Below are 20,295 nucleotides of genomic sequence, written 5' to 3' on the forward strand. Positions count from 1 at the left end.
TGTAGGAGCGAGCCTGCTCGCGATGGACGATAACGAAAACACGTGCTTTCTGAATGCACGCGGTGTTCTTGAGTCCATCGCGAGCAGAGCTCGCTCCTACAGTGAATCAGCACAGCTGTTTAACGAGCCGTGATTTTCCAGGCGCGATGGATCTTGGCGTTGCGGGCAAAATCCGGGTCGATGGTCTGGGCGGTGATGTCCTCGACCGCATAACGCTCGCCGAGATTGGCCTCCAGTTCGAACTTGCGGAAGTTGTTGGAGAAGTACAACACACCACCAGGCGCCAGTCGCGCCATGGCCAGGTCGATCAGTTGCACCTGGTCGCGCTGCACGTCGAACACGCCTTCCATGCGCTTGGAGTTGGAGAACGTCGGCGGGTCGATGAAGATCAGGTCGTACTCGTCACGACTGGCTTCGAGCCACGCCATCACATCGCCCTGCTCCAGGCGGTTCTTGTCGGAAAAACCGTTCAGCGACAGGTTGCGACGCGCCCAGTCCAGATAGGTTTTCGACAAGTCGACACTGGTGGTGCTGCGCGCGCCGCCCTTGGCCGCATGCACACTGGCCGTTGCGGTATAGCAGAACAGATTGAGGAAGCGTTTGCCGGCCGCCTCTTTCTGGATACGCATGCGCATCGGCCGATGGTCGAGGAACAGACCGGTATCGAGGTAGTCGGTGAGGTTCACCAGCAGCTTCACGCCACCTTCATTGACCTCGACAAACTTGCCCTGCGCCGCCTGGCGTTCGTACTGCTTGGTGCCACTCTGACGCTCGCGGCGCTTGACCACTACTCGGCTCTTGTCGATGCTCAACGCCTGCGGGATGGCAGCCAGGGCATCGAACATGCGGGCCGAGGCTTTTTCCGGGTCGATGGATTTCGGCGCGGCGTACTCCTGCACATGGACCCAATCGTGATACAGGTCGATGGCCATGGAGTATTCCGGCATGTCGGCATCGTAGACGCGGTAGCAGTCGATGTCTTCACGCTTGACCCATTTGCCCATGGCCTTGAGGTTCTTTTGCAGGCGGTTGGCGAACATCTGCCCGCCTTCGCTCAGGCGCGGCTGCTCGACCACCGGAGCCGGTGCCGGCGTCGGTTTGATCGGGTTGCCGTTCTTGTTGAACTTGCGTTCCAGCGGCTCGTTTGGCGCCTGATCATAGGCGGCTTGCTCACGCTCGACCTGGCGTTGCTCCGGGGTACGGCGCTCGCCAGTGACGAACTGGTCCGGCAGCACTTTGATCAGCAGCAGCTTGCACGGCAAGGCGCCGTTCCAGAACGAATACTGCTTGTGGCTGCGGATGCCCATGCGCTTGCCCAGGTCCGGCGCGCCGGTGAATACCGCCGCTTCCCAGTTCAGGCAGGCCTGACGCAGGCGCTCGCCGAGGTTCTGGTAGAGGTAGAGCAGGCTCGCCTCGTCGCCCAGACGCTCGCCGTACGGAGGGTTGCAGATCACCAGGCCTTTCTGGTTCTGGTCCGGGCGCGGCTCGAAAGTCGCGACTTCACCCTGATAGATCTTGATCCACTCGCTCAGGCCGGCCCGTTCGACGTTGTTACGGCCCGGTTGAATCAGCCGTGGATCGGCTTCGTAGCCGCGAATCCACAGCGGTGGCTTGGCCAGTCCGGCCGCTGCGCGCTCGGACGCCTCTTCGTGGAGTTTTTTCCACAGCGCCGGAACGTGACCGAGCCAGGCGGTGAAGCCCCACTGCTCGCGACGCAGGTTCGGCGCGATGTCGGCGGCGATCATCGCCGCTTCCACCAGGAAGGTGCCGACACCGCACATCGGGTCGGCCAGTGCACCGCCTTCGGCCGCGATACGCGGCCAGCCGGAACGGATCAGGATGGCGGCCGCGAGGTTTTCCTTGAGCGGCGCCGCACCTTGCTGCAGGCGATAACCGCGCTGGTGCAGGCTGTGACCAGACAGGTCGAGGGACAGAATGGCTTCGCCGCGGTCCAGGCGCAGGTGGATGCGCAGGTCCGGATTGAGCTTGTCGATGGACGGACGGTCGCCTTGCGGGGTGCGCAACTTGTCGACGATGGCGTCCTTGACCTTCAGCGCGCCGAAGTGGGTGTTGTCGATACCCGAGCCATGGCCGCTGAATTCGACGGCCAGGGTGCCGTCATTGAGCATGTGGTCTTCCCACTCGATGTCCAGCACGCCGTGGTACAGGTCTTCGGCGTCCTTCATCGGGAAACGCTTGAGCACCAGCAGCACGCGGTTGGCCAGGCGCGACCACAGGCACAGGCGATAAGCGGTTTCCATGGTGGCCATGCCGCGCACGGCAGAGGTGTGCTCCCGCGCTTCCTCAAGGCCAAGCCCGACGGCTTCCTCGATGAGCAGGCCTTCAAGGCCTTTTGGGCAAGTGAGGAAGAGTTCGAAACGATCGGACATGGGAATTCCAGAACCTTTAGCTGAGTGACCGGGCAACGCATTGCCGGTCCGGTTTTCAATCAGGCGCTTTTCTCGAAGAGCGCCCGCGTGGCACGAAGGTGTGCCGTTCCACCCTTGCTGCCCGGGTTAAATGAGCTTAGATGCAAGGGCAGATAAAAAAGTTGATGCAACAAAATGTCATAAGTCGACCCTTCGTCGAATAGTGCTTCCCGGCAACGGGAGCCATTCTCACTAAAGGATTAAGCCCATCATCCAGCGCAGGGCCGATCATACCGGGGTTTGGCCAATAAATACGCTACAAACACGCTGTTACTTATGGCCTTAGCACATTAATAGTTACGTCCTTATGACAAAACGATCATTCCCTCGATGTGACGCATTGGTTAGAACTCAATACAGGTTGGCGCCACAACGGACGCCAACACCTTGGCTCGCCACGCCGGCAGCGAGCCGCCAACGGCAGACATTTCTGCCAGACCTCGATTGAGGTCGACGCGATACATACAGTCAACAAGTGAGGGCAACACCCTATGAGAAGACTTAAGCGTGATCCGTTGGAAAGAGCGTTTTTGCGCGGATATCAATATGGCGTTGGTGGCAAATCCCGTGAGCTTTGCCCATTTACTCTACCGTCGGTACGTCAAGCCTGGATCAACGGCTGGCGAGAAGGACGCGGCGACAACTGGGACGGTATGACCGGCACTGCGGGAATCCACAGACTCAACGAACTTCACGCCGTCGGCTAATTACAGGGCACAACACTCCGACACGACAATCTGATTTTGTACTGAATTAACCACGCACGTCCCATCCGGACGGCGGGCTCCGGCCCAGGGGCTCCTTTTAAGGAGCCCTTTTTTATGCCTGCTCGTTGGCCCAGAACAATCCCCCCTGTAGGAGCGAGCTCGCTCGCGATGGACGTCAACGATAACGCGTGCTTTCTGGATACACGCGGTGTTCTCGAGTCCATCGTCGGAACGCCGCCCGGAGCAAGCTCGCTCCTACAAGGGCTCAGCGCAGGGCTGCGATGGCGTCTACCGACTCACGAATCAGCGCCGGGCCTTTGTAGATGAAGCCCGAATAGATCTGCACCAGGCTCGCGCCAGCGGTGATTTTCTCCGCGGCGTGCTTGCCTTCGGTAATGCCACCGGCAGCGATGATCGGCAGGCGACCACCCAGCTCCGATGCCAGCACTTTCACGGTGTGGGTGCTCTTGTCGCGAACCGGGGCGCCAGACAGACCACCGGCCTCGTCGCCATGCTCCATGCCTTCGACGCCTACGCGGCTCAGGGTGGTGTTGGTGGCGATGACGGCATCCATTCCGGTTTCGATCAGCGCTTGCGCAACCTGCGCGGTTTCTTCGTCGCTCATGTCCGGCGCGATCTTGATCGCCAGCGGTACATGCTTGCCATGACGCAGGGCCAGCTCCGCACGGCGCTCGGCCAGATCAGCCAGCAACTGCTTGAGCGAGTCACCGAATTGCAGGCTGCGCAGGCCCGGCGTGTTTGGCGAACTGACGTTGACCGTCACATAGCTGGCGTGGGCGTAAACCTTGTCCAGGCAGATCAGGTAGTCGTCCACGGCACGCTCGACCGGCGTATCGAAGTTCTTGCCGATGTTGATGCCCAGCACGCCCTTGTACTTGGCCGCCGCCACACGGGCCAGCAGGTGATCGACGCCGAGGTTGTTGAAGCCCATGCGATTGATGATCGCCTCGGCTTCCGGCAGGCGGAACAGGCGTGGCTTCGGGTTACCCGGCTGCGGACGCGGCGTGATGGTGCCGATTTCGACAAAACCGAAACCCAGTTGGGCGAAACCATCGATGGCCGCGCCGTTCTTGTCCAGGCCGGCGGCCAGCCCCACCGGATTCGGGAAGTCCAGGCCCATGACATTCACCGGCGTCTTCGCCGGGGCCTTGCACAGCAAGCCGTTGAGCCCAAGACGTCCGCCCGCGCCGATCAGGTCCAGGGACAGATCGTGGGAGGTTTCCGGGGAGAGTTTGAACAACAGCTGACGGGCCAGGGTGTACATGGGCGGATTTGACTCGATTGGCGGCGAATTGAGGCGGCGATTATAGCCGGGCAACGGGGTGGCAAGCGAGGCGCGTGAGCAAATCAACGGTTAATGGCATATGCCTTGCACCACTTAAGGCACCAGCACCCATGCCAACGACGGAATGTGTGCAAAGACAATGGCGTCGTCCCCGGCCTGCTCATGCAAGCACTCGGGACGACGTTTTTTTTGCAAGGTGATCACGCGATGAACGAACCGTCAGCCGGCCCTCTGGCCTGGGTCAATGGCAGCGATGCCCCGGAGAAAACCGAAATCAATCTCGGCTTCATGGCCCTGAGCGACTGCGCCTCGGTGGTTGTCGCCGCCACCCAGGGCTTCGCCCAGCCCCATGGCTTGACCCTGAACCTCAAGCGCCAATCGTCCTGGGCCAACCTGCGGGACAAACTGGTCAGCGGCGAACTCGATGCTGCCCATAGTCTCTACGGCCTGGTCTACGCCGTTCACCTGGGCATCGGTGGCGTGGCCGCGACCGACATGGCCGTGCTGATGGGCCTGAATCAGAACGGCCAGAGCATCAATCTGTCCCGCGGCTTGCAGGCGCTGGGAGTGACCAGTCCTGAAGCACTGGATCGGCACGTGCACCAAACTCGCTCAAAACTCACCTTCGCCCAGACGTTTCCAACCGGCACCCATGCCATGTGGCTGTATTACTGGCTCGCCAGCCAGGGCATTCACCCGCTGCTGGATGTCGACAGCGTAGTGGTGCCGCCACCGCAAATGGTCGCGCACCTGCGAGCCGGGCGTATCGACGGATTCTGCGTCGGCGAACCCTGGTCTGCCAGCGCCGTGCAACAGGACCTGGGCTTCACCCTGGCCACGACCCAGACCCTCTGGCCCGATCATCCGGAAAAAGTCCTCGGCTGCACCCGCGCATTCGTCGAGCAATACCCCAATACCGCGCGGGCATTGGTGATGGCGGTCCTGGAAGCCAGCCGTTTCATCGAAGAAAGCACCGAGAATCGCCGCAGTACCGCACAATTGCTCAGTGCCGCGCAGTACCTTGACGCACCACTGGACTGCATCGAACCGCGCCTGCTGGGTGATTACGCCGACGGCCTTGGCCATCGCTGGCAAGACCCGCACGCGCTGCGCTTGCACGGGGATGGCGAGGTCAACCTGCCGTACCTGTCCGACGGCATGTGGTTCATGACCCAGTTCCGCCGCTGGGGTTTGTTGCGCGATGACCCCGACTATCTCGCGGTGGCCCGGCAGGTCCAGCAACTGGACCTCTACCGTCAGGCCGCCAGTGCCGTCGGCGTCGCTTCGTCGGCCGAGGAAATGCGTAGCAGTCAGTTGATCGACGGCAAAATCTGGGACGGTTCGGACCCGGCCGGTTATGCCCGCAGCTTCAAACTGCACGCCATGAGCGACAGCTCGCACCGATCCGCCAGCCACTGACAGGAGACCACGAACATGCTGCGTATCCTGCTGATCAACGACACTGCCAAAAAAGTCGGACGCCTGAAGGCCGCCCTGACCGAGGCCGGTTTCGAAGTGATTGATGAATCCGGCCTGACCATCGACTTGCCCGAACGCGTCGAAACGGTGCGTCCGGATGTAATCCTGATCGATACCGAGTCACCGGGGCGCGATGTCATGGAACAAGTGGTGCTGGTGACTCGCGACCAGCCCCGACCGATTGTGATGTTCACCGACGAGCACGACCCCGAGGTGATGCGACAGGCGATCAAGTCCGGGGTCAGTGCCTACATCGTCGAAGGCATTCACGCACAACGCCTGCAGCCGATTCTCGATGTGGCCATGGCGCGCTTCGAAAGCGACCAGGCCCTGCGTGCCCAGTTGCATGCCCGCGACCAGCAATTGGCTGAGCGCAAGCGCATCGAACTGGCCAAAGGGCTGCTGATGAAAATGAAGAGTTGCAACGAGGAAGAGGCCTACACCCTGATGCGCCGCCAGGCGATGAGCCGACAGCAGAAGCTGATTCAAGTGGCGGAGCAGATCATTGCCATGAGCGAATTGCTCGGCTGAAGCCCAGTGGTGAATGATCTATCGCCTTCGCGAGCAAGCCCGCTCCCACATTCGACCGCGATCAAATGTGGGAGCGGGCTTGCTCGCGAATGGCTGCAACTCGGTTTCGAGTGTTGGCACAAATCTCGCTAAGTAATCACCACAGGTAACCAACGGCGGTTGCCCCACCTACGACAAAGACGTCGCGCACCTCATTTGCCCCTGGCGAATCGGGTCGCGGCGTTTTTTCGTTTTGGCCCCACAGCACGGGGCCGGTGGTGCGGCCGTAACGGCGCCCCACCTGCAAGCTCATGACTCCTTCCGAGACTCTTCACAGCTGAGGTGCGCGATGAATTCAAGCTTCTGGAAATCTGGCCATACACCCACATTGTTCGCAGCCTTCCTCTATTTCGACCTGAGCTTCATGGTCTGGTATCTGCTCGGCCCCTTGGCGGTACAGATCGCCGCCGACCTGCACCTGACAACGCAGCAACGCGGGCTGGTGGTGGCCACACCCATTCTGGCCGGGGCGGTCTTGCGTTTTGTCATGGGGATGCTGGCTGATCGTCTGTCGCCCAAAACTGCCGGCCTGATCGGTCAGGTCATCGTGATCTGCGCCCTGTTCGGCGCCTGGAAACTCGGTATCCACAGCTACGAGCAAGCGTTGCTGCTGGGGCTGTTCCTCGGCATGGCCGGCGCTTCTTTCGCCGTCGCCCTGCCGTTGGCATCGCAGTGGTATCCGCCGCAGCACCAAGGCAAGGCCATGGGCATCGCCGGTGCGGGGAACTCGGGCACGGTGTTCGCCGCATTGATCGCCCCGGTGCTGGCGGCGGCGTTTGGCTGGAGCAACGTGTTCGGCTTCGCCCTGATTCCGCTGATTCTGACCCTGATCGTCTTCGCCTGGCTGGCCAAAAACGCCCCCGAGCGGCCAAAAGCCAAATCCATGGCCGACTACTTCAAGGCCCTGGGCGATCGTGACAGCTGGTGGTTCATGTTTTTCTACAGTGTGACGTTCGGCGGCTTCATCGGCCTGGCCAGCGCCCTGCCCGGTTATTTCAACGACCAGTACGGCCTGAGCCCGGTCACTGCCGGCTACTACACTGCTGCCTGCGTGTTTGGTGGCAGCCTGATGCGCCCCTTGGGCGGCGCGCTGGCTGACCGTTTCGGCGGTATTCGGACCTTGCTGGCGATGTACACCGTCGCGGCGATCTGCATTACCGCTGTCGGGTTCAACCTGCCGAATTCCTACGCCGCACTGGCGCTTTTCGTCTGCACCATGCTCGGTCTGGGTGCAGGCAATGGCGCGGTATTCCAGTTGGTGCCGCAGCGGTTTCGTCGGGAAATCGGCGTGATGACCGGCCTGATCGGCATGGCGGGCGGCATCGGTGGTTTTGCCCTCGCGGCCGGCATGGGCGCGATCAAGCAAAGCACCGGCAGCTATCAACTGGCGCTGTGGTTGTTCGCCAGCCTCGGCGTACTGGCCTGGTTCGGCCTGCACGGCGTGAAACGGCGCTGGAGAACCACCTGGGGTTCGGCCGCCGTGACGGCTGCGCGGGTCTGAGGTCTCGATGAGCCTGCAACTGAGTTTCGCCGAAGCCAGCGCCATCGGTCCTCGCGAGGAAAACCAGGATGCCCTGCGCCTGGTCACGCCGGCTCCGGCGCTGGCGGCGAGCAAAGGTTACCTGTTCGCCATCGCCGACGGTGTCAGCCAGTGCGCCGATGGCGGTCTGGCTGCCCGTTCGACGTTGCAGGCCCTGGCGCTGGATTACTACGCCACGCCGGAAACCTGGAGCGTCGCACAGGCACTTGATCGTCTGCTGTTGGCGCAAAACCGCTGGTTGCAGGCCAATGGCGGCGGACAACCGCTGCTGACCACCCTCAGTGCGCTGGTCCTGCGCGGCCGGCGCTTTACCCTGGCCCATGTCGGCGATTGTCGGGTGTATCGCTGGCACGCCGATAGATTGCAGCGAATCAGCGAGGATCACGTCTGGGATCAGCCGGGCATGCAACATGTGCTGAAACGGGCCCTGGGCCTCGATCAACATCTGGTGCTGGATTTTCTCGACGGTGAGTTGCGCCCCGATGAAAGCTTCGTTCTGCTCAGCGATGGCATCTGGGCCGTCCTGGGCGATACCGCCATTGCGGCGATCCTGCGTGATCAACCGGACTTGAACAGCGCAGCGCAAACCCTGGTCAATGCCGCACACCTGGCGGGCAGCCAGGACAATGCCAGCGCCTTGCTGGTGCGGGTCGATGCCCTCGGTGAAGCGAGTATTGGCGATGCGTTGATTCACTTGCAGCAATGGCCACTGCCGCCAGCCTTGAAACCGGGTCAGACGTTCGAGGGCTGGCAGGTCGAGGGGATCGTCGCCCAGAGCCAGCAATCACTGCTTTATCGCGTTCGCGACAATCAGCAACAACCCTGGTTGCTGAAAACGCTGCCGGGCCGCCTGCACGACGATCACCAGGCCGGGCAAGCGCTGCTGTCGGAAGAGTGGTTCCTCAAACGCGTAGCCGGTCGACATTTTCCTGAAGTCCATGCCGTCAGCCAGCGTCAGCATTTGTACTACGTGATGCGTGAATATTCGGGCGCTACCCTGGCGCAACGATATGAGCAAGGCGGACCGTTGCCACTGCCCCAATGGCAAGACATCGCCGAACGCTTGCTGCGAGCGGTCGGTCTGCTGCATCGACGGCAGATTCTGCATCGCGATATCAAACCGGAAAACCTGTTACTGGGGCACGACGGTGAGTTGCGCCTGCTGGATTTCGGCCTCGCCTACTGCCCCGGTCTCTCGCAAGACCTGCCCTGGGCTCTGCCGGGCACACCCAGTTACATTGCACCGGAAGCCTTTCGCGGTGAAGTGCCGACGCCACAGCAGGACTTGTACGCCGTCGGTGTGACCTTGTATTTCCTGCTCACCGGGCACTATCCCTATGGCGAAATCGAAGCGTTCCAGCGCCCGAGGTTTGGCCTCCCGGTCAACGCCAGCCGCTACCGGCCCGACCTGCCGGACTGGATCGCCCATAACCTGGAACGCGCCGTGGCGGTGGCCCCCGATCAACGCTTCGAAACGGCGGAAGAATGGTTACTGCTGATCGAACAGGGCGAACGCCGCAGTTTGAATGTGCGCCCCAAACCATTGCTGGAGCGCGAGCCACTGAAGGTCTGGCGAACATTGGCGCTGGTATCGCTGTTGCTCAATCTGGTGCTGCTGGTGGTTGCGCTCCATTAGCGGGCAGCGCGCTTTGAATCGGTGCATTCCCTCACGGTTCTGTCCCTGAAAACGGGAGGAACGCCAATAAACACGGGACCTGAGCGACTTGGCACAACCGCTGCATTACCTCTTTCAACAGACATAAAGCGCAGGCTTCAACGACGAAGGCTGCACTTCCCGAGAGAACGGGACCAGGACAAAGGTGTCCTCGCCAGGTAACTGGCGGGACGCCTTTTTTTGTTTGCGCAAAATTTGTCGAGCATGGCCTGAACCCTGATGAGGCAGGCCTGAGCTCCCCGGAGAACCTGATGAAAAAACTAAAACTGGTGATGATCGGCAACGGCATGGCTGGGGTCCGGACCCTGGAAGAATTGCTCAAACTGAGCACAGAGCTGTACGACATCACGGTCTTCGGCGCCGAACCGCACACCAACTACAACCGCATTCTGTTGTCGCCGGTGCTGGCGGGCGAACAGACCTTCGAAGAGATCGTGCTCAACGACCTGAGCTGGTATCTGGACAACAACATCAAACTGCTGCTCAACCGCAAAGTGGTAGAGATCGACCGGGTCAAGCGCCGGGTCATTGCCGAAGACGGCAGCGAAGCCGAATACGATCGCTTGCTGATCGCCACCGGCTCGACGCCTTTCATCCTGCCTATTCCCGGCAACACCCTTGAGGGCGTGATCGGCTACCGCGATATCGCCGACACCCAGGCCATGATCGACACCGCGAAAACCCACCGGCACGCCGTGGTGATCGGTGGCGGCCTGCTCGGCCTGGAGGCCGCCAACGGCCTGATGCTGCGGGGCATGCACGTCACCGTGGTGCACATCGGCGAGTGGTTGATGGAGCGGCAACTGGACAAGACCAGCGGCCAATTACTGCAAACAGCCCTGGAGTCTCGCGGCCTGCACTTTCGCCTGAGCGAGCAGACCCAGGCCTTGCACGACGCGGGCAACGGCCGGGTCGGTTCGGTGCAGTTCAAGAACGGCGACATCATCCCCGCGGACCTGGTGGTGATGGCCGCCGGCATTCGCCCCAATACCGAACTGGCGGAGAAATCCGGCATTCCGTGCAACCGCGGGATTCTGGTCAACGACACCCTGCAAACCTATGACCCGCGGATCTATGCCATCGGTGAGTGCGCCAGCCATCGCGGCATCGCCTACGGTTTGGTGGCGCCACTGTTCGAACAGGCCAAAGTCTGCGCCAACCACCTCGCGCAACTCGGTTTTGCCACCTACAAGGGCTCGGTGACCTCGACCAAACTGAAGGTCACCGGCATCGACCTGTTTTCCGCCGGCGACTTCATGGGTGGCGAAGGCACCGAGACCATTACCCTCTCGGACCCGATTGGCGGGGTCTACAAAAAACTGGTGATCAAGGATGACGTGCTGGTCGGCGCCTGCCTGTACGGCGATACGGCAGATGGCGGCTGGTATTTCCGGCAGATCCGTGAAAACCATGCCATCAGTGAGATCCGCGATCACTTGATGTTCGGTGAAAATGCGCTTGGCGACGTAGGGCATCAGGGCCAGGACAAAGCCATGAGCATGGCCGACAGCGCCGAAGTCTGCGGCTGCAACGGCGTGTGCAAAGGCACCATCGTCAAGGCGATTCAGGAGCACGGGCTGTTCAGTGTCGACGACGTCAAGAAACACACCAAGGCAGCCAGCTCCTGCGGTTCGTGCGCGGGCTTGGTGGAGCAGATCCTGATCAACACCGTGGGCGGCGCCGCCGACGTCAAGCCGAAAAGCGAAAAGGCCATCTGCGGCTGCAGCGATCTCAACCACGGGCAGATCCGCCAGGCCATCCGCGAGCAGCACCTGCTGACCATCGCGGACACCATGGGCTACCTGAACTGGCGCACACCCAATGGTTGCGCCACTTGCCGGCCGGCACTCAATTACTACCTGATTTCCACCTGGCCGGGGGAAGCCAGGGACGATCCGCAATCGCGCCTGATCAACGAAAGGGCTCACGCCAACATTCAGAAAGACGGCACTTACTCTGTAGTCCCGCGGATGTGGGGCGGTGTGACCAATCCTTCGGAACTGCGGCGCATTGCCGACGTTGCCGACAAGTACAACGTGCCGATGGTCAAGGTTACCGGTGGCCAGCGCATCGACTTGCTGGGCATCCGCAAGCAAGACCTGCCGGGGGTATGGAAAGACCTGGACATGCCATCCGGCCACGCCTATGGCAAATCCATCCGCACGGTGAAAACCTGCGTCGGCAGCGAGTTCTGCCGCTTTGGCACCCAGAACTCCACACAGTTGGGTATCGAGCTGGAACATGACCTGTTCAACATGTGGTCACCGCACAAGGTGAAACTGGCTGTCTCCGGTTGCCCGCGCAACTGCTCGGAAGCCGGTATCAAGGATGTAGGAATCATCGGCGTGGACTCCGGCTGGGAGATGTACATCGGTGGCAACGGCGGGATCAAGACCGAAGTCGCGGAATTCTTCGTCAAACTGAAAACCGCCGAAGAAGTCCGCGAATACAACGGTGCATTCCTCCAGCTCTATCGCGAAGAAGCCTTTTACCTCGAACGCACCGTGCACTACCTGCAGCGGGTCGGCATGGACCATATCAAGAAAGCCGTGCTTGAGGACCCAGAACGTCGCAAGGCACTCAACGATCGCCTGCAATTCTCGCTGTCGTTCGAACAGGACCCGTGGAAGGAACGCCTGGAACAGCCACAGCTGAAAAAAGAATTCGACGTCATCCCCGTGAAAAACCTGGAGGTGCTGGCATGAACTGGCTGGATATCTGCGCACTGGATGAAATCAATACCCTTGGCTCGCGGATCGTCGCCGGCCCAAAGGGAGACATCGCGATTTTTCGTACCAGCGACGACGAAGTGTTCGCCCTCGATGACCGCTGCCCGCACAAGGGCGGCCCGCTGTCCCAAGGCCTGATCTACGGCAAACGGGTGGCCTGCCCGTTGCACAACTGGCAAATCGATCTGCAAAGCGGTGAAGCCCAGGCCCCGGACATCGGCTGCGCCCACCACCATCTGACCCGGGTGGAAAATGGCCGGGTCCTGCTGTCCCTGCGGGATGCAGGCTGATGGACCGCCAGATCACCGCGTCCACCTGCTGTTACTGCGGGGTCGGCTGCGGGGTGCTGATCGAGCACGACGGCGAGCGCATCCTCGGCGTCAGCGGCGATCCGGCACACCCGGCCAACTTCGGCAAACTGTGCAGCAAGGGCTCGACCCTGCACCTGACCGGCGACATGACGGCACGGGCGTTGTACCCCGAACTGCGCCTCGGCAAAGGCCTGGCCCGCCACCGCACCGACTGGGATACCGCCCTCGATCACGCTGCCAGCCTTTTTGCCGCGACCATTGCCGAACATGGCCCGGACAGCGTGGCGTTCTACATTTCCGGGCAACTGTTGACCGAGGACTACTACGCCTTCAACAAGCTGGCGCGGGCCCTGGTGGGTACCAACAACATCGACAGCAATTCACGGCTGTGCATGTCCTCGGCGGTGGTCGGCTACAAGCGCAGCCTGGGTGCTGACGCCCCGCCCTGCAGCTACGAAGACCTGGAGTTGAGCGATTGCGTGATGATCGTCGGCAGCAACATGGCCTACGCCCATCCGGTGCTGTTTCGTCGGCTGGAAGACGCCAGATCCCGCCGGCCGCAGATGAAAGTCATCGTCATTGACCCACGTCGTACAGATACCTGCGATCTGGCTGACCTGCACCTGGCGATCTTGCCTGGCACCGATGTCGCCCTGTTCCATGGGATTTTGCATCTGCTGCTGTGGGAAGACTGGATCGATCGTGACTTCATCAGGGACCACACCGAGGGTCTGGCCGAGCTGAAAAGCCTGGTGCGTGACTACTCGCCGCAAATGGTTTCGCAGCTCTGCGGCATCAGCGTCGGGCAATTGCAGCAATGTGCCGAGTGGATCGGCACATCTCCAAGCTTTCTGTCGCTGTGGTGCATGGGGCTTAATCAGTCCACCGCCGGCAGCGCGAAAAACAGTGCGCTGATCAATCTGCACCTGGCCACCGGGCAGATCGGTCGTCCCGGCGCCGGACCTTTCTCTCTCACCGGTCAGCCAAATGCCATGGGCGGGCGGGAAACCGGCAGTTTGTCCAACCTGTTGCCCGGCCATCGTGATGCGACCAATGCGCAGCACCGTGGGCAAGTGGCGTCCTACTGGGGCGTCGAGCAACTGCCGGAAAATCCCGGGCTCACGGCGATCGAGCTGTTCGAGCAAGTGCGCAGCGGCAAGATCAAGGCATTGTGGATCGCCTGCACCAACCCCGCGCAATCCATGCCGGACCAGACGGCCGTGCGCGCCGCCTTGCAAGCCTGCCCGTTCGTGGTGTTGCAGGAAGCCTTTGGCACCACGGAAACCGCGAAGTTTGCTGACCTTCTGCTGCCCGCCGCCAGTTGGGGGGAAAAGGAAGGCTGCGTGACCAACTCCGAACGGCGCATTTCCCACGTACGCCAGGCAATCGCCGCACCGGGTGAGGCACGGCCGGACTGGGCGATCACCGTGGATTTCGCACAGCGTCTGGAAAAATACCTGCGTCCTGGTCGCACCAGCCTGTTTGCGTTCGATAACCCCGCGCAAGTCTTCGATGAATACAAACAACTGACTCGCGAACGCGATCTGGACCTGTCCGGTATCAGCCATGCACTGATCGATCGTCTCGGCCCGCAGCAGTGGCCCTTCCCTTCGGGTGCCGTTGAGGGCACGGCACGGCTGTATGTCGACGGGGTATTTGCCACGGCCAACGGGCGCGCGCAGTTCGTGGCCGATCCGTATCGTGCCGCCAAAGAGCAACGCGATGCACGCTTCCCGCTGACCCTGATCACCGGCCGCCTGCGCGATCAATGGCACGGCATGAGCCGCACCGGCACCGCCGCGCAGTTGTTCGGCCATGTCGGCGAAGCGCAGGTGAGCCTGCACCCGGACGAGTTGCGCCGCCATCGCTTGCAGCCTGGGGATCTGGTCAGCCTGAAAAGCCGGCGCGGTGCGGTTATCGTTGCGGTTGCCAGCGATGACAGCGTGCGTCCGGGCCAGGCGTTTTTACCCATGCACTGGGGCGACCGTTTCCTCAAGGGTGGGGTGAACAGCCTCACCTTGTCCGCATTCGATCCCCTGTCGAAACAGCCCGAACTCAAACACAGCGGTGTTCGCCTGGATCCGGTGGATTTGCCCTGGAAACTGTTCGCACTGATTGAGGGAGATGTTCAACGACATTTTGAGACGCTACGACCGCTATTCGAGGCGTTTTCCTACGTCAGCCTCAGTCTGGTGGGTCGTGAGCGCCCTGCTCTGCTCGCACGGGCTGCCAATGCTTCAGCGCCTTCGGCAGAATTGTTAAGCGAAATCGATAGAAGCCTGGCACTCAATGACGGCCCCGTACTGGCTTACGACGACCCTCGACGGGCCATTGGCAAGCGCGTGCGAATCGAAAATGGCCGGATCACCTCCATTCGACTGGCCGGTGAAACCCTGGCCCAACACTGGTTGCAGGGGCTGTGGCTCGAAGGCCGCGCAGACGAGCAATTGCGGCGCTGGTTGCTGGCGCCGCTGAGCGCACCACCAGGCAACCTCGACGCGCCTGTCGACGCGAACAAAACCCTGTGCAACTGCAAGAACGTCAGCCAGAACGCGATCTGCGCCGGCATCGACCGTGGCCTGGACTTGCAGGAACTGAAGCAGGAACTGGGTTGCGGCACACAATGCGGGTCCTGTGTTCCGGAAATCAAACGCCTGCTGGCTGCCAAGGCGCGGCCAATCACCGTCATCTCGTGAGGAAAACACTATGAGCGCAAAAGTCTGGCTGGTGGGTGCGGGCCCGGGGGATCCGGAGTTGCTCACGTTGAAAGCGGTTCGTGCCTTGCGCGAGGCCGACGTGGTGCTGATCGATGATCTGGTCAATATCGCGATACTTGAGCACTGCCCTCGGGCGCGGATCATCCCGGTGGGCAAGCGCGGCGGCTGCCGCTCCACCCCGCAAGCGTTCATCCATCGCCTGATGCTTCGTTATGCCCGGCAGGGTAAATGCGTGGCGCGGCTAAAGGGTGGCGACCCGTGCATTTTCGGCCGCGGCGGTGAAGAGGCGCAGTGGTTGCGTGAGCGTGGGATCGAAGCCGAGTTGGTCAACGGCATCACTGCCGGGCTGGCGGGGGCAACGCAATGCGATATTCCGCTGACCTTGCGCGGTGTGGCCCGCGGCGTGACGCTGGTCACCGCACACACCCAGGACGACAGCCAATTGAACTGGCAGGCGCTGGCCCAAGGCGGAACGACGCTGGTGATTTACATGGGAGTGGCCAAGCTCGGTGAAATCCGTGAGCAATTATTGGCCGGCGGCATGGCAGCGGATACGCCCGTGGCCATGATTGAAAACGCGTCCTTGCCCCATCAACGGGAATGCCGGAGTTCCCTCACTGCGATGGAAGACGCTGCCTGCAGATTCCAGCTGAAAAGCCCTGCCATCCTGGTGATCGGCGCAGTAGCGGCCAACGCCATCCCCTCCTGCGGGAGCGAGCCGGCTCGCGAAGAGCCTCTATTCGTCGACATCAATGCTGGACTTCAACGCGCCTGACGCGTGCCTCCTCACCAAATCGCAGACAAAGAAAAGCCCGGCCTGAGCCGGGCTTTTCTCAGAGCTGCGAGCTAATTACTTAGCGTGAGCTTCAACCTGCGCTTCTACGCGACGGTTAACAGCGCGACCAGCTTCAGTTTTGTTGTCAGCAACTGGGCGGGATTCGCCGTAGCCAACGGACTGAACGCGGGACGACTCAACACCGTACTGGTTGGTCAGAACTTGCTTAACGGCGTTTGCACGACGCTCGGACAGTTTCTGGTTGTAAGCGTCAGGACCGACGTTGTCAGTGTGACCTTCAACAGTAGTGGTGGTCGATGGGTACTGCTTCATGAAGTCAGCCAGGTTCTTGATGTCGCCGTAGCTGTTTGGCTTGACTACCGACTTGTCGAAGTCGAACTTCACGTCCAGCTCTACACGAACGACTTCAGCAACAGCTGGGCAGCCATCAGCGTCAACAGTTACGTTGGCTGGGGTGTCAGGGCACTTGTCGACGTTGTCGCAAACGCCATCGTTGTCGCTGTCGGAGCAGACTTCTGGTGCTGGAACCGGAGCAGCAGCAGGCTTGTTGCCGCCACCGAAGTTCACACCCAGACCTACGGACGGGATGTAGTCCCACTTGCCGTTGTCCAGCTTGTAGTCAGCCTCTACGCCAGCACGAGCGTAGACGTTTTCGAGGAAGTAGTACTTCAGGCCAGCGCCAGCAGTCAGGAAAGTCGACTGGTCACGACCAGTGTGGCCGTCAGCGGCTACGTTGGTCATGCTGCCGTGCTTGACACCACCTTGAACGTAAGGACGCAGAGCGTCGCCAGCGTTGTTGAAGTGGTACTGAGCGTTCAGACCGAACTGGTCGCCTTCGATTTTCTGATTACCAGTACCGTTGTTCGAACGGGTGTGGTCGTCATTGTTGTAGGTCAAGTTCAACGATACGTCGTCGGTCAAGAAGTAACCGATGGAGGCGCCAGGAGTGTAGCCGTCTTCAACGTTCTTAACGCTGTCGTTGTACTTCTTCCCGTAGTTGAGCTCGCCTTCAACTGCGCCTTGGCCTTGTGCCAGTGCGCCGAACGAAGTAGCGGCAATAAGAGTACCAATGGCCAAGCCCAAGGTGTTTTTCAGTTTCATCCGTTAAATCCCCATCTGGTGATTGTGAAGCAGTCCCGCAAACCGGGGGACAACTCGGCGGCAAGTCTAACAGAACTTGCCTGCACGTAAGAGATATTTGCGCTGAACTAAGTTTCAGCAATGCCTGCAAATTTCTCACGCAATTTATCTAGAGCGCGCTTGTACCGCATTTTTGTTGCACTCAAACCCATATGCATGATGTCTGCGATCTCCTGAAACTCCAGCTCTGCGACAAAACGTAGCACCAGAATTTCGCGGTCAATCGGGTTCACATACACCAGCCAGCGATCAAGTCCGCCCTTTTCCTCAGGTTTCGGCGCCTTTTCTTCGGACGCTTCCTCGAGGGGGTCAAGACTCAATGCGTCCATCAAGCGACGCTTTCGCCGTTCCTTCCGATACTGTGTGATGCACTCGTTGTACGTGATGCTATAAAGCCATGTCTTGAACTTCGATTTACCTTCGAAGTTCTTCAGGCCATACAGCACCTTCAACATGACCTCCTGACAGACATCGTCTGCATCGCGATCGTTCCCGAGATATCGTGCACACACATTAAATAATGTTCGCTGGTAACGCCGCATCAGTTCTTCATAGGCGCGTGTTACGTGAAACAGCTCGGTATGCGAGCGCGCGACCAACTCCTCATCAGAGAGCTCGCGGGGGTCGTAGCGCATGGATAACGATTGGGCTTTATTCAAAACAAGTCGGGCCGACAGTCAGGTCAATGTCCGCCGCAGCCAGCATCAGCGGGCATTTTGCGGCGGCATACATTAGCAGGGTTTGCCGGGTTAGCGGCTACTCACATGCTGCTCAAGGAGGATCCGATTGGAAAGAGAGACTAGCTCACCCTCATCGGTCAGCAATGTGGTTTTAACCGTGCCGATCTCTTCGATCTGGCCTTCGACCTCGCCAACACGCACTTGTTGCCCAACCTGGTACAGCTCACGCACGTAGATTCCCGCAAGAATCTGGCCGGCAATTTCCCGGCTTCCCAACCCCATGGCCAGCGCTACCGCCAGACCAACGGTTATCAACACGATCACGATCACATGGTTCAGCAGGTCAGTCTTGACTTCCAACTGGCTGATCGCAACCGAAATACTGATGATGATCACCAGGCCCTGAGCAATCCGTCCAAGCCCTGCAGCATAGTCCAGGCCCACGCCTTCTGCCGCTCCACGCACCAGCCCGTTGGCCAGTTGCGCCAGCAAAACGCCTACCAGCAACACCAGCGCCGCGCCGAAAACCTTCGGCAAATACAACGCAAGCATATCCAGCGTAGCTGAAACTCGTTCAAGTCCAAGAGATTCTGCGGCAGAAACCAGAAAAATAAGCAGAACGAACCAATAGACGATCTTGCCGATCAGGGTCGAAATGGGCACCTGCAATCCGGCGCGGGACAGCAGCTTGGTCAGGCCGGTGCCACCCATCAAGCGGTCAAGGCCCACTTTGGCGAGCAATTTGGAAAGCAGGGTGTCCAGCAGCTTGGCCACGACGAACCCCAACAGCAGCACGACCAGTGCGCCGAACAGGTTCGGAATGAAGTTCGCAACCTTGGTCCATAACGCAGTCATTGCAGTGACGAGGCTCTGGGTCCAGAGATCAAGTTCCATATTCAATCAGCCTTATCAGCAGTGCGGGCGGTAGGTTTGCGAAGACGGGACACTGGCGCGACATGGGCCGAGCCGTTGTTCAGGGCGATCATCAGGGCGGGCAACCAGCGGCCCAGCAGGCTGAACAAATCGCCGGCGCCGACCTGGCGGTTGGCGGTTTTCAGTACTCGCCCAAGGCACGCATCGTCGTCCCGGGTGGACGGTGAGGCGTTGAGCATGTCGCGCAAAGACTGTTCAAACGGATCGTGCATACGCACCTCTCGTGATGTCTGTGGAAGACGCGGTGAGTTTTGCTCGGGTCACATGGTTTCCCTCAAACCCAGCGCAAACGTCGGAACAACCACCACTGCCCCAGCGCCACCGAGACCATCATCAGGCAGGCGATCAGAAAGCCATAAGGGCTGGCAGAGAATGGAATTCCACCGACGTTGATCCCCAAAAGCCCGGTCAGAAAACTCATCGGCAAAAAGATCCCGGTGATGACGCCAAAGCGATACATCGTGCGATTCATGCGCACGCTCAATCGACGGTCTTCCGCTTCCAGAACCAGCCCCACACGCTCCCGGGTCAGTTCCAGCTCTTCGAGGTAGCGGGTCAGGCTGTTATTCAATTCGTTCCAGTAATCACCATCGTCCTCGAGGAACCAGGGCAACTTGATCCGGGTCAACTGCCCGAAAATATCCCGCTGCGGAGCGAGAAAACGCTTCAACGCGGCGGCCCTGCGACGGATCTGCAATACAGCGCCATGCTCCGGCGCATACCGTTCGTCGGCATCCAGCTTTTCTTCTTCCTCATCGACCACTTCCGAGAGGTCGCTGACCAGATCCTGCACCTTGTTGGTGAGGTACTGCGCCATGTACAGGATGAGTTCGGAGGCTGTTTTCGGCCCTTTGCCGTCGGCCAGTTGCACCAGCAGTTCTTCAGTGGCGCGTAATGGACGCAAACGCAGGGAAATGACACGCTGGGCAGAGCCGAAGATCCGCACCGACACCATGTCTTCCGGCTCGGCACCGGGGTTCAGATTGACCCCGCGCAAAAATAGCAGCAGTTCGCTGTCGGAAAGCTGTAAAAGTCGCGGACGGGTGTTTTCTTCGAGTAACAGGTCACAGCTGAATTCGCTCAGACCACTGGATTTGCGTAGCCAGGTCCGGGTTTGCGGATGACTGCGATCCCAGTGCAGCCACAGGCTTTCATGCGCCTGCAGCTGCAAGTCATCGAGTTCAGTCCGGGCTATCGAACGCGCGCCGCCTCTACCGTCCAGCACCAGGGCATGCACCAGCCCCCATTGCGCGTTTTCTTCCTCGAACATCCGCACTCCTCTG

Annotated in this window: 16 protein-coding genes; 9 read left to right on the forward strand and 7 right to left on the reverse strand. The window is 60.4% G+C overall.

The window, feature by feature from the left end:
- Positions 1 to 119: 119 nt before the first annotated feature.
- Positions 120 to 2,390, reverse strand: a complete 2,271-nt coding sequence (gene rlmKL, locus RS887_RS01660) for a bifunctional 23S rRNA (guanine(2069)-N(7))-methyltransferase RlmK/23S rRNA (guanine(2445)-N(2))-methyltransferase RlmL (RefSeq protein ID WP_322614147.1) — start codon at positions 2,388 to 2,390, stop codon at positions 120 to 122.
- 530 nt (positions 2,391 to 2,920) lie between these two features.
- Here rlmKL and rmf point away from each other — a divergent pair.
- The gene (gene rmf, locus RS887_RS01665) at positions 2,921 to 3,136 is read left to right on the forward strand and encodes a ribosome modulation factor (RefSeq protein WP_003223300.1); all 216 of its coding nucleotides are present in this window, start codon (positions 2,921 to 2,923) and stop codon (positions 3,134 to 3,136) included.
- Positions 3,137 to 3,401: 265 nt separating this feature from the next.
- Here the strand turns inward: rmf and RS887_RS01670 are convergent, their stop codons facing one another.
- Positions 3,402 to 4,421, reverse strand: coding sequence for a quinone-dependent dihydroorotate dehydrogenase (locus RS887_RS01670; protein ID WP_008021844.1), 1,020 nt, complete (start codon positions 4,419 to 4,421; stop codon positions 3,402 to 3,404).
- A 228-nt stretch (positions 4,422 to 4,649) separates the two neighbouring features.
- On the opposite strand from RS887_RS01670, the gene RS887_RS01675 reads away from it, so the two are divergent.
- From RS887_RS01675 to cobA, 8 genes are all read left to right on the forward strand, one after another.
- On the forward strand, positions 4,650 to 5,861 hold the full coding sequence (locus RS887_RS01675; protein WP_322614148.1) for a CmpA/NrtA family ABC transporter substrate-binding protein: 1,212 nt from the start codon (positions 4,650 to 4,652) through the stop codon (positions 5,859 to 5,861).
- A gap of 15 nt (positions 5,862 to 5,876) precedes the next feature.
- Positions 5,877 to 6,452 carry an ANTAR domain-containing response regulator gene (locus tag RS887_RS01680; protein WP_322614149.1) on the forward strand — a complete coding sequence of 192 codons (576 nt, stop codon included), beginning with the start codon at positions 5,877 to 5,879 and terminating at the stop codon, positions 6,450 to 6,452.
- Positions 6,453 to 6,780: 328 nt separating this feature from the next.
- Positions 6,781 to 7,992, forward strand: coding sequence for a nitrate/nitrite transporter (locus RS887_RS01685; protein ID WP_007971497.1), 1,212 nt, complete (start codon positions 6,781 to 6,783; stop codon positions 7,990 to 7,992).
- Between the two features lie 7 nt (positions 7,993 to 7,999).
- The gene (locus tag RS887_RS01690; protein ID WP_322614150.1) at positions 8,000 to 9,667 is read left to right on the forward strand and encodes a bifunctional protein-serine/threonine kinase/phosphatase; all 1,668 of its coding nucleotides are present in this window, start codon (positions 8,000 to 8,002) and stop codon (positions 9,665 to 9,667) included.
- Between the two features lie 290 nt (positions 9,668 to 9,957).
- Positions 9,958 to 12,411: a nitrite reductase large subunit NirB gene (gene nirB, locus RS887_RS01695; protein WP_322614151.1), complete on the forward strand. Its 2,454-nt coding sequence runs from the start codon at positions 9,958 to 9,960 to the stop codon at positions 12,409 to 12,411.
- Positions 12,408 to 12,725, forward strand: a complete 318-nt coding sequence (gene nirD / locus RS887_RS01700; protein WP_085716817.1) for a nitrite reductase small subunit NirD — start codon at positions 12,408 to 12,410, stop codon at positions 12,723 to 12,725. The genes nirB and nirD overlap by 4 nt, the downstream gene beginning before the upstream one ends.
- A complete protein-coding gene (locus tag RS887_RS01705; protein WP_322614152.1) occupies positions 12,725 to 15,442 on the forward strand; it encodes a molybdopterin-dependent oxidoreductase in 2,718 nt (905 codons plus the stop codon). Before nirD ends, RS887_RS01705 begins: the two co-directional genes overlap by 1 nt.
- A gap of 10 nt (positions 15,443 to 15,452) precedes the next feature.
- Complete coding sequence (gene cobA, locus RS887_RS01710; protein ID WP_322614153.1) at positions 15,453 to 16,238, forward strand: uroporphyrinogen-III C-methyltransferase; 786 nt, start codon at positions 15,453 to 15,455, stop codon at positions 16,236 to 16,238.
- A gap of 75 nt (positions 16,239 to 16,313) precedes the next feature.
- Here the strand turns inward: cobA and RS887_RS01715 are convergent, their stop codons facing one another.
- From RS887_RS01715 to RS887_RS01735, 5 genes are all read right to left on the reverse strand, one after another.
- Positions 16,314 to 17,360: an OmpA family protein gene (locus tag RS887_RS01715; RefSeq protein ID WP_322614154.1), complete on the reverse strand. Its 1,047-nt coding sequence runs from the start codon at positions 17,358 to 17,360 to the stop codon at positions 16,314 to 16,316.
- A gap of 107 nt (positions 17,361 to 17,467) precedes the next feature.
- Entirely contained in the window at positions 17,468 to 18,058 is a 591-nt protein-coding gene (gene sigX, locus RS887_RS01720) for an RNA polymerase sigma factor SigX (protein WP_075949123.1), read from the reverse strand.
- Positions 18,059 to 18,148: 90 nt separating this feature from the next.
- Entirely contained in the window at positions 18,149 to 18,973 is an 825-nt protein-coding gene (locus RS887_RS01725; protein WP_111282559.1) for a mechanosensitive ion channel family protein, read from the reverse strand.
- A 2-nt stretch (positions 18,974 to 18,975) separates the two neighbouring features.
- Positions 18,976 to 19,224 carry a hypothetical protein gene (locus tag RS887_RS01730; RefSeq protein ID WP_008017601.1) on the reverse strand — a complete coding sequence of 83 codons (249 nt, stop codon included), beginning with the start codon at positions 19,222 to 19,224 and terminating at the stop codon, positions 18,976 to 18,978.
- Between the two features lie 62 nt (positions 19,225 to 19,286).
- Complete coding sequence (locus RS887_RS01735) at positions 19,287 to 20,282, reverse strand: zinc transporter ZntB (protein WP_322614155.1); 996 nt, start codon at positions 20,280 to 20,282, stop codon at positions 19,287 to 19,289.
- Between the last annotated feature and the right edge of the window lie 13 nt (positions 20,283 to 20,295).

The organism is Pseudomonas sp. BIC9C (genome assembly GCF_034541995.1).
In the GTDB taxonomy this organism is placed as follows: domain Bacteria; phylum Pseudomonadota; class Gammaproteobacteria; order Pseudomonadales; family Pseudomonadaceae; genus Aquipseudomonas; species Aquipseudomonas fluorescens_CC.